This window comes from Anaerolineales bacterium (genome assembly GCA_022866145.1).
Lineage (GTDB): Bacteria > Chloroflexota > Anaerolineae > Anaerolineales > E44-bin32 > PFL42.
Genome location: JALHUE010000214.1, coordinates 1 through 9,081, shown reverse-complemented (window position 1 = coordinate 9,081; position 9,081 = coordinate 1). Strand labels below are relative to the sequence as shown.

Sequence of the window (9,081 nt, the reverse complement as noted above, 5' to 3'; positions counted from 1 at the left end):
TTCGCCAGCGCCAACCAGGGAGAGGGGCGAAGAGGGGTCACCGCTCGAGGCGTCGCGGCGTCTGGTTACGGCGCCAGCGCCTCGGCAATCGCCTGGGCGTTGTAGCGCATCAGATCCAGGTAGGTTCCCGCTGGCCCTTCGGCACCCGTCAGGGAATGCCCATAGAGCGCGACCACCCGCACTCCTACGTCGTCCGCGATTTGCGCCGCCAACCCCGGGTTCACGATCGAACTTACAAAGATGGCCGGCACGCCTTCGGCCTGGATGCGATCAGACAAGGCTGCCAAGTCCTGGGCCGACGGCTCGGCCAAGCTGCTGGTGCTGGGCAGCACCGTGCCGACGACCTGGAAACCATACTCCTCGGCGAAATACCCCAGCTCCTCATGGTCGGTCACCAGCCTGCGGTGCTCCGGCGGAATGCGCGCCACAGACGCCCGGATGTCGGCGTCGAGGGCCTCGAGGTCTGCCTTGTAGCGAGCGGCGTTGTCAGCGTAGATATCGGCGTTATCTGGATCCACGGCGGCCAGGGCGGCTTGAATGTTCTCCGTCCAGTGGATAACATTGTTAGGATCGAACCAGGTGTGCGGGTCGACAGTGTGCTCCTGGCCATGTTCGGCCTCGGCCGTCAGGGGTTCGATGCCCAGCGAGGCGGAGACCACCACCGGGCGATTCCCGGCCTGGGCGATCAAGTCAGCCATGAATTCTTCCAGCCCAAACCCGCTGATGAAGACAACCTCGGCATCTGCCAGGGCGCGGGCATCCGCCGGGTTGGGCTCGAAGGCATGCGGGTCGACACCCGCTGGAATCAGCGATTGGAGCGAGACCTGCTCGCCGCCCACCTGGCTTACGACGTCGGCCAGAATGCTGGTGGTCGCCAGCACTCTAAGCTTTTCCCCGGGCGCGCGAGCGATCGGCCGCAGATCCTCCCGCGGCGTGAGGTAGGCCTCAGCCGTGACCATCTCGGACGGCGGCGCCACCTGGCCGGTCGAGGCGCAGCCTGCGGCCAGCAGCGTGGCAACTGCGCTGACCAAGCTGAGTGATGTGCCCAGACTCTGCCGCATTCGAGTCTTCTCCACACCTGCTCGCTCCGGCAGGAAAGGTCCCCCTTGGGACCGCTGCCTGCCCGACTGGGCGGGTCGCCTGCAGTCCGAGGCAGTGAGGCCGGCGAAACCGCCCGGACGGGCCGATGGGGATCTACTCAAGCCCGAACCGATCGCACCGGCGCCCTCGTGACGGGCAGTGCGCCGGGCGTGCCGCTCGGCGCGCCTTGCCCTCCTGGGCCGCCGTCAGCCGGCGGGCGCAGGCGTGAGTGTGCCTCCGAGCGTGGGCCCGGCGGTCGCCAGGTACTCAACCAGCATCCAGCCCGTCGTCCCGTCAATCAGCCGCACCTGCACCCAGGTCCTGCCGTCGAGCACTTGCGCGTTGCCGAGGAACTCGACCTCGGTGCCGCCGTACAGCCCGGCCACTAGTGCGCCCATCGGCGCCTGGCGCAGGAACACGCCCGAGTTGCCGACCCCGACCACCATGGCCCTGGGCGGGATGGGTGTGATCGTCGGCGTGGCGGTGGGCGGCGGACTGGCGGTGGGAGAAGGACTGGGCGTTGCCGTACGGGTCGGCGTGCCGCTGGCCGTCGGCGGAGGCAATGGCGTGGGGGTGATCGTCGGAGTCGGGGTCGGCGTCGGCAGCGAGGCTACGACGGTCGCCCCCAGCCCGGCGACAGCCAGCAATCCGAGCAGCCCGATCAACCCGATGGCAATCGCCAGCGAGTGCGTTCCCCCCACCAGCGGCCGGAACCCGACGGCGATCAGCAGGATCAGGCAGGCCGCCAGCGCCAGGATCAGATGCACGCCGAAGACCAGGCCCGCATCCTGCGCCAGGGTGAGGTCGCCGCGCGCCAGGCCGTAGGCGGCTGCCCCCAGCGGCAGCAGGACCTCATAGGCAACGGCCAGGCTTCCGGCCAACTGCAGCTGGCTGCGCCGGGCGAAGAACCAGGTGAACAGCAGCGAACCGGCGATCACCAGGGTCAGGTCAACCAGGTTGATCGAGGTGTGCAGGCCGGCCAGCAGCTCCTGCTCCTTCTCGATCGTCCCCTGACCGCCGACCCATACCAGGACGGCTGCCGAAGCCAGCCCGACGGCCAGAATGGCCAGCTGGGTGAGGAAGAAGCGCAGCCGGCCGGAGACGGCCGCCAGGGCCATCCCCAGGACGGGCGTGATGGCGGGCGCCGCCAGCAGCCCGGCAAACAGCAGTGCCGCCTGTTCGAAGCGGAACCCCAGCGCCAGCAGCAGGCCGCTGCCCATGGAGCGTAGGTAGAACTCAACCCCGGGCGTGAGCAGGCGGGCCAAGCCCTCGAGGAAGGCCTCGCGCTCATCCGCCTGGAGCTGGGTGAACTGCCGCTTCAAGCGGCGTGTTCTGGCCCGGGCCAGTCGGTCGGATTCGGCGTTCGATTCTGCGGGTGGGAGGCTCATCGGCGCAGGGTGGCGACCAGACGTCGGGGATTCTGCAACATCCCCAGCGCGGCCGCAACATCCGGTGCCAGCACATCGGCCGCCCGAACGGCCTCGGCTGCCGTGCCCTCAGCCGAGAGCACACAGATACCGAGCGCCGCGGCCTGCAGCATGCCGGCGTCGTTAGCTCCCTGGCCCAAGGCGACGACCCGGCTGGCGCCCAGCTTCTCAACGTAGGCCGCTTTGGCTTCCGACTCCTTGCCGGCGGGGATGCGGGTTGCCGTCAGGCCGAGCGCCTGATCGATCGCCGCCTGTTTCCCGTGGGTGTCGGCGGTCAGCAGGTGGATCTCCATGTGCTGACCGATCTCGCCCAGTGCGGTGGGCACGCCGTCGATCAGCTCGCCGTCCACCGCCAGCGTGCCGTTCACGTCGCTGACCAAATGGTACAACTGCACCACACCGCGACCGGGGATCTCGAGCTCGAGCATGATCGGCCTGCCTCTCGCCGCTGGATTATGCCCGAGACCGGCGCCAGGGGCAATCGCAGGCTGCGGCGCGCAGCTTCCTGTCGGGCGAGCAGCCCAAAAGCCCACCCCGGATCCCTGGGTGGCAAAGACCCTTCGGCCGGAGAACCTCCAGGTGCAGCGCCGGCTGCGCCGGCCGGGGATATTTGGGGGATTCGGACTTACCCCTCAGACGGCGTCTCCGGAACGAATGCAGTGATTGCATAGCCGACCCATCGCGGCCGATTGAGGCTGAACCGTCTGCGGTTCCTCGGTGGCCGCAGGCACGCGCCTGGGCTCCGGATGTCTCCTCGAGGGAAAGCCTCCTCTGCTATAATCCGCCTCAAGGGCGCGTAGCTCAGTCGGTTAGAGCGCACGGTTCACATCCGTGAGGTCGAGGGTTCGAGCCCCCCCGCGCCCACAGGCACTTGGAACTTCGCACATGCGGAGCGCCCCGCAGCGTAGCGGCAGGGGCCGCGCCCACAAGCACTTGGAACCTCGCACACACGGAGCGCCCAGCTTAGGCCAGGACTTGCCACAGTCGGCTCGCAATACAGCGGAGGGATCACGCAGCCCCCCGCAGCGAAGCGGAGGGGCCACATCGATCGCTGTCGAGTGCAAGGCCTGCCCAACCTGGAAGCCTTGTCGGGCCGTTTGCCTCAGGCCTGCGATCGACCGGCCCTCGCGGTCAGGATTCGCCGAAGACATTGGCCAGCAGCACCCGCAGATGGTGCTCAAGGACGGCGTACGAATAATGGCGCCGGGCGAGCTGGTAGTTGTGCTCGGTCATCTCGTTCGTCATGGCCGGATCCTGCAGCAGGCGCTCTGTCCACCAGACGGTTTCATCGGAGATATAGCCGTCGAACTCGATCACCCGAAAGCCTTTCGGCCGGATGTCCGTGGCGAAGATCGAGTAGTTATTGACGACCAGCGGCCTCCGGTAGTACACCGCCTCCAGAAAGGCGTTGCCGAAGCCCTCTAGCGTCGAGGGGTAAGTCACCAGGTCGGCGGCGGCGTAGGCGTCGGCCAGGGAATAGACTCTGCGGCCATCCACGAGCTGCCCACGCTGGCTGCGGATCAACCGGTCCTCGAAGGTCATCTGCACGCCCAAACGCTCCGCCATACGGCGCAGATGCTGCTCATAGGCGTAGCCTTCATCGCCACTGGCGTGGGTCACCATCAGGCGTGCCGGCACGGGCAGCCGGTCTACCAACTCGATCGCATGCTCGATCCCTTTGCGCTGCACGACGCGCGTCGGCTGCAGCACCAGGTACTCCCCCGGATTGACTCCCAGGTCCTGCCGGAAGGCCTCGGCATAGCTGTCGGCCGGCGCCGGGGGATGCTCGAAGTCCATAACATTCGGGACGATAACCGGAGAGACCCCTGTCCGCAGGCTGAGCTGGTTGGACGCCGAGCTGTTGATGACCACATGCTGGATCGAAGGCAGGTGCGGCGGGAAGGACATGTTCAAGTAGTCCCATACACAGTTCACCAGGAAGCGCTTTCGCTCCCAAAACATGTCATGGTGGTGCCCGATCGCCGGGATGCCGGTCTCGGCGATGTACTCCGTCAGCGCCAGCCCCAGGGGAAGGTTGAGCGGGATTGCCAGGGCGTTCTCCACGATCAGCAACTCGATCCCAAGCGAGTCCACGAACTCGGCCACCGCCCGGCGCAGTAGGTCTTTCAAGCGCAGGATCCGGGCGGTGATCTCTTGCGGCCGGACTCGGCTGGTGAAAGCGGTCAGGTAGACCTCACGGACTTCGGGATGGGCAAAGTGCATCTCGGGCACGACCATGTCCCGCCCGTCGTTGCCGTCGCTCTCCCCGCTCAAGAAGAAGCAACGGTGTCCCGCGCTCTCCAGCACCTGGATCCATTTGCCCGCTTCCAGGGAGACTCCGTCCGTCCCACGGAAGCGGGTCGCCACGAATCCGATCCGCCGCTGCTTCTCTGCTCGTGTCATGCCGCACCCCATTGGCCTGCCGCAGGACCGCGCCGGGCCGCCCGAACTCTATCTTAGCCCGAGCCCAATCCCCGTCAACTCTCAGGCATGGGTCCGCCGGGCTTCCATGCTATCCTTGGCTCAACTCAAGAGGTTCCCGTCATCTCACCAACCACCGGAGGCATGCCGTGGCCAAGCTGCAGACCAGCTATATGGGATTGACCCTGAAGAACCCTGTCGTTCCGTCTGCATCGCCGCTCTCCCGCGAGCTCGACGGCATCCGCGCCATGGAGGACGCTGGCGCGGCCGCCGTTGTCCTGTATTCGCTTTTCGAGGAGCAGATCGCCCTGGAGACCGGCGAGGTCCCCGACCGCCTGTTCACGGGCGCCCTGGGGATCGCCGATGCCACGCTGCACTTCCCCCAGCGGCAGGAATACGCCCGCAGCCCCGACGAGTACGTGGAGCATCTGCGCAAGGCGAAGGAAAGCGTGGATATCCCGATCATCGCCAGCATGAACGGGACCAGCAAGGGAGGCTGGCTGGACTATTCGCGCCAGCTCGAGCAGGCCGGCGCCGACGGACTGGAACTCAACATCTACTTCATCCCGACGACCGACACCCTGATGGGCACGGACATCGAGACGGTATATGTGGACATCCTGCGCGCCATCAAGAAGAATATACAGATACCGGTCGCCGTCAAGCTCAGCCCGTTCTTCAGCGCCATTCCCAACATGGCCATGCAGCTGGACCAGGCGGGCGCCAGCGCCCTGGTGCTGTTCAATCGGTTCTATCAGCCGGACATTGACGTCCCCAGCCAGCAGATCCGCTCCGTCCTCACGCTCAGCCGCCCGGAGGACATCCTGCTGCCGCTGCGCTGGATCGCCATCCTCCACGGCCAGGTTGATTGCGGACTGGCCCTGACCGGAGGCGTGAATTCCGCCGACGACGTGCTCAAGGCGGTGCTAGCCGGCGCCGATGTTGCCCAGGTGTGCTCGGCGCTCTTGCGCGACGGAATGGGCACGCTGCGCCAGATCGTCCGCGAGCTGGAGACGCGCATGGACGAACTGGAGATGGAATCGATTGCCGGGCTGCGGGGTAAGCTCAGCTTGCAGAACCACATCGAGCCCGCCGCCTTCGAGCGCTCCAGCTACATCAAGCTACTTCAGAGCTTCCACCGCATCTGAGCTGGATGACGGTCAGGGGATTTCACCCAGGGATCCTAGATATGAAACGCTCTCTGTGAGGCTCCTGCTTCGCCGAATATCCTCACAGAGAGCGTTCAGTTTCCGGTCCTGAAGGTTCGTTCATGAGGGCGGCTTCCCTAGGGCACGGCCACCTCCCATGCCTCGATGCCCGCCAGCGCCCAGTCCAGTCCGTCCAGCGCTTCGTCCAGATCGTCCCACAGGGGATTGAGCGGGATTGTCGCCGCCGCGGTCTCGGTTGCGGCCACCGCTTCGAGCCCGGGTGGCGGCGAGGGCGGCCACGCGGCAGATGTCTCGCCGACAGCCAGGGTGGTAGGTTTCGCCTCAGGCGTCTGAACCGAGTCCCTATCCGCCGGCAATGAACCCTCGTGGGCCGGCGGCAGCGGCGGGGTCCCGCGGCTGCGGCGGCCGCATCCGGTGATCCCTGCCACCAGCACGACGAGGAGTGCGAGCCAGAGCCTACGCTGGGTCACGCTCAGGCCTCCGACACTATCGGCCTACCCGGCCTCGGGCGTCGGCGCCTGCCGGTAGGTTTGCCGCCACATCCGGGCGAGAGCGCGCAGATCCCGCCCGATGCCGCGCAGGTCCTGTAGCGAGTCGCGCCCATTGGCCAGCGCATCGCGCCCGGTCCGGCAGGTATCACCGGCCTGTTCCCGATCGATCACTTCACCGTTGCCGTCGGAGCCCTTGTGGGCCTCCAGAATCGCGCTGGCGTCGTCGTGGTGGCCGTCAGCAGCCGCCAAGAGCGAGACCGCCTGCGCCAGCAGCGCTTCCGCCTCGCTGGTGTCGATTCCCAGCGACTGGGCTTTCTCGATCATGTCTTCGATCCTTTGCGTGGCGTCGGCCGCCCGGCCCAGGTTCTGTTCCTGGGCGGAATGCCACTCCCCGAGGCGATCCAGGCAGGCCTCGAGCTGCTGACCGGCCCGTTGGCCGGAGGGCGGAGGCGGTGTGCTGTCATCGGCCGACACCGGGGTGACCGGCACGGCCGCCCCAACGGCGACGACGATCAGCACGGCCAAAATCGCTGCCCGCTTCGTGACCAGCCCTGTGACTGTGTGCACCAGTTTCATGATTCTTCCTCCCGTCGATCCTTGTGATTGGCTGAATTCTGCCCGGCCCCCGTAATCGGCGCGCCAGGCGGGTGTAAACATCCAGTAAACTCTTGGCGCCGCACGCAGGTCGACACCCGGCTCTTTCGGAAGCGGCCAGGGCACCGGGTTTGGCCTTCGGGAACCCCGACCCCGCGGAGCACTAGCTATGCCCGCCACCATCCCCGGCCTTAGCTGCCAACAGATGGTCGAAGTCGACCGGCTGATGGCAGAGGCCTACGGCATTAGCCAGATGTAGATGAAGGACAACGCCGGGCTTCGCCTGGCGGAGCTGGCTCGCGACCTGGTTGGCGGTCCTGCGCGGAGGAGGCGGCATGGCTGCCGCCCGCCACTTGAGCAGCTGGGGAGCACAGCTAGACATCGTTCTCGACGGCGACCCCGGTCGCGTGCGCGGCCCGCCGGCCCAGCCGTGGCACAGCCTGCAGGCCTTCGGCCTGACGGATTCCCCGCCGGTGGGCCTTGGGGCTCCCGACTGGATGCTCGACGCCCTGGGCGATGATGCTCAGCCTCCGATCATCCGGGCCGCCGCCACGCTCACCACCGCCCTGCCCAAGGTCGGCCTGCTCCTGCCCCAGGCGCGGCCATTCGTAGGTGAGCTATCCCTGGCAGACGTCGGGGTACCCCCGGCGCTGTATCGAGATCTCGGCCTGCAGGTCGGGGTACTGCTTGCACAGGGGGCGATCCTCAGGCTTGCCGAGGCGAATTCTCCCCGGCCGTGAGAGAATGGCCGTAGCGCACGCTTGTCCTGGGAACTTGGCTTCCCCGGAGCCGGAGGCTCAGGAGGGCGCAAGACGGATGAGGTGACTGGAGTGAAACCGTCCCCTGGTAGACGCGACAACCGGATCGAGTGGGCCCTGGCGATCGGCCTTCTGGGGGCGCTCGCCCTCCTCGCCTACGGCCCCTGGCTGACCCAGCTGGGCTTCTACCGCGACGATTGGTACGTGCTGTGGGCCGGCCGCGTGCGCGGCCCGGAAAGCATCCCGATCCTCTTCTCGACAGACCGGCCGGTGATGGGGCAGCTGTACTCCCTGACCTATAGCTTGCTGGGGGAGAACCGGCTGGCCTGGCAGTTGTACGCCCTGTTCCTGCGCTGGGTTGGCGCCGTGTTTGCCCTCGTGATCGGGCGGACTGCCTGGCCCGGCCGCAGGCTAGAGACCACCGCAGTGGCACTTCTGGTCCTGTTGTACCCGGGGTTCCTTCAGCAACCCAACGCCATGACTTTCTCGAACCAGTTGACCACCTATGCCGTCGCCCTGCTCTCGATCGCGCTGACTGGCCTTGCCCTGCGGGCACGCCGCTCCTGGGTCCGGGTCATCCTCACTCTGTTCTCGCTGGCAACCGCGCTGTCGTATCAGCTGCTCTACGAATACATGATCGGGCTGGAGGCGACGCGGATCGCCCTGATCTGGATCCTGGCCGGCAGGGAGAGCGTCGGGGGAAGGCGCCTGCGTCAGACGCTGCTCCGCTGGCTCCCGTACGGGTTGGTCATCGGTGTCAACATGGCCTGGCGGACGTTCGCATTCGAGAGCGAGCGCGGGACCACCAACCTGGCGGGATTGGTCAGCAGCTACCTGGCCCAGCCGCTGCGAATGGGGGCGCTGCAGGCGATCGAACTGACGAAGGATCTCTTCGAGATCCTGTTCGTCGGGTGGACTCTCCCCTTCTATCAGCTATCGAGGCCTCTTGAGCTTCGCGTTGCGGCGGGGGCGGCGCTCGCGGCGCTGGTGGCGGTCGGGCTGACACTCCTGTACCGCCGGCATGTCCGGCGAACGCCGTCACTGGAGGCTGACGAACGTCTCGATCCCTCCCCAGCCGCCAACGAACTGCTTCTTCTCGGCGCCGTCTCGCTCGTGGGCGCTCAGGTCCCTGTGATTCTCG

General features: G+C 66.8%; 9 protein-coding genes and 1 tRNA gene. 4 read left to right on the top strand and 6 right to left on the bottom strand.

The window, feature by feature from the left end; genetic code table 11:
* Positions 1-65 precede the first annotated feature (65 nt).
* The 3 genes from MUO23_06770 to MUO23_06760 form a co-directional block, all read right to left on the bottom strand.
* Entirely contained in the window at positions 66-1,061 is a 996-nt protein-coding gene (locus MUO23_06770) for a metal ABC transporter substrate-binding protein (GenBank protein MCJ7512658.1), read from the bottom strand.
* Between the two features lie 225 nt (positions 1,062-1,286).
* On the bottom strand, positions 1,287-2,402 hold the full coding sequence (locus tag MUO23_06765) for an SH3 domain-containing protein (protein ID MCJ7512657.1): 1,116 nt from the start codon (positions 2,400-2,402) through the stop codon (positions 1,287-1,289).
* A gap of 62 nt (positions 2,403-2,464) precedes the next feature.
* Entirely contained in the window at positions 2,465-2,935 is a 471-nt protein-coding gene (locus tag MUO23_06760) for a hypothetical protein (GenBank protein MCJ7512656.1), read from the bottom strand.
* 362 nt (positions 2,936-3,297) lie between these two features.
* Between MUO23_06760 and MUO23_06755 the strand changes: the two genes are divergently transcribed.
* Positions 3,298-3,371: transfer RNA gene (locus tag MUO23_06755), tRNA-Val, on the top strand.
* A 267-nt stretch (positions 3,372-3,638) separates the two neighbouring features.
* Here the strand turns inward: MUO23_06755 and MUO23_06750 are convergent.
* On the bottom strand, positions 3,639-4,910 hold the full coding sequence (locus tag MUO23_06750; GenBank protein MCJ7512655.1) for a glycosyltransferase family 4 protein: 1,272 nt from the start codon (positions 4,908-4,910) through the stop codon (positions 3,639-3,641).
* A 167-nt stretch (positions 4,911-5,077) separates the two neighbouring features.
* On the opposite strand from MUO23_06750, the gene MUO23_06745 reads away from it, so the two are divergent.
* A complete protein-coding gene (locus MUO23_06745) occupies positions 5,078-6,076 on the top strand; it encodes a dihydroorotate dehydrogenase-like protein (GenBank protein ID MCJ7512654.1) in 999 nt (332 codons plus the stop codon).
* 137 nt (positions 6,077-6,213) lie between these two features.
* Here the strand turns inward: MUO23_06745 and MUO23_06740 are convergent, their stop codons facing one another.
* Together MUO23_06740 and MUO23_06735 are read right to left on the bottom strand one after the other, a co-directional pair.
* Positions 6,214-6,567 carry a hypothetical protein gene (locus MUO23_06740; GenBank protein ID MCJ7512653.1) on the bottom strand — a complete coding sequence of 118 codons (354 nt, stop codon included), beginning with the start codon at positions 6,565-6,567 and terminating at the stop codon, positions 6,214-6,216.
* Between the two features lie 24 nt (positions 6,568-6,591).
* Positions 6,592-7,164, bottom strand: coding sequence for a hypothetical protein (locus MUO23_06735; protein MCJ7512652.1), 573 nt, complete (start codon positions 7,162-7,164; stop codon positions 6,592-6,594).
* Between the two features lie 353 nt (positions 7,165-7,517).
* Here MUO23_06735 and MUO23_06730 point away from each other — a divergent pair, with 353 nt between their 5' ends.
* Together MUO23_06730 and MUO23_06725 are read left to right on the top strand one after the other, a co-directional pair.
* A complete protein-coding gene (locus tag MUO23_06730; protein ID MCJ7512651.1) occupies positions 7,518-7,922 on the top strand; it encodes a hypothetical protein in 405 nt (134 codons plus the stop codon).
* Positions 7,923-8,012: 90 nt separating this feature from the next.
* A partial coding sequence (locus tag MUO23_06725; protein MCJ7512650.1) for a hypothetical protein occupies positions 8,013-9,081 on the top strand: 1,069 nt, incomplete at its 3' end.

Coding starts and splice junctions, on each gene's coding strand:
- MUO23_06770 (MCJ7512658.1), bottom strand. CDS start 1,061: ATGCGGCAGAGTCTGGGCACATCACTCAGCTTGGTCAGCGCAGTTGCC.
- MUO23_06750 (MCJ7512655.1), bottom strand. CDS start 4,910: ATGACACGAGCAGAGAAGCAGCGGCGGATCGGATTCGTGGCGACCCGC.
- MUO23_06760 (MCJ7512656.1), bottom strand. CDS start 2,935: ATGCTCGAGCTCGAGATCCCCGGTCGCGGTGTGGTGCAGTTGTACCAT.
- MUO23_06730 (MCJ7512651.1), top strand. CDS start 7,518: ATGGCTGCCGCCCGCCACTTGAGCAGCTGGGGAGCACAGCTAGACATC.
- MUO23_06735 (MCJ7512652.1), bottom strand. CDS start 7,164: ATGAAACTGGTGCACACAGTCACAGGGCTGGTCACGAAGCGGGCAGCG.